At 52.6% G+C, this 310-nt stretch carries 1 protein-coding gene; it reads right to left on the reverse strand.

The window, feature by feature from the left end:
* On the reverse strand, positions 1 to 310 hold a 310-nt coding region (locus tag AAZR93_RS21675; protein WP_434721050.1), incomplete at both ends, for a fimbrial protein.

Consider the following 310-nt stretch of genomic DNA (forward strand, 5'->3'; position numbering starts at 1 on the left):
CCAAGCTTGTGGTGTGAAACACATCCCCATCAAAAGGGCTAATATCTCCGTTCAACGATAAGGTAAGCGTCCACCCGTGCGGGCTGGTATCGTCACATTCCAAGCGGTATTCAAGTGGCTTAGCGTAGGCCACGCCATCAATTTTATTGACCCCTAGCCGGTCACCAAAATTCACCTCGATGCTTTGACTGTCATCCACCTTGCACGGCGGCGGTGCGATTAATGTGCCTTTAAAATTCATCTCGCCTTCGGCAAAAGCCGAGGGTGCCACGAGGCTCAACAGCCCCATGAACAGCGCAAACCGAAACGG

It is taken from the genome of Providencia sp. Je.9.19 (genome assembly GCF_051129765.1).
In the GTDB taxonomy this organism is placed as follows: Bacteria; Pseudomonadota; Gammaproteobacteria; order Enterobacterales; family Enterobacteriaceae; genus Providencia.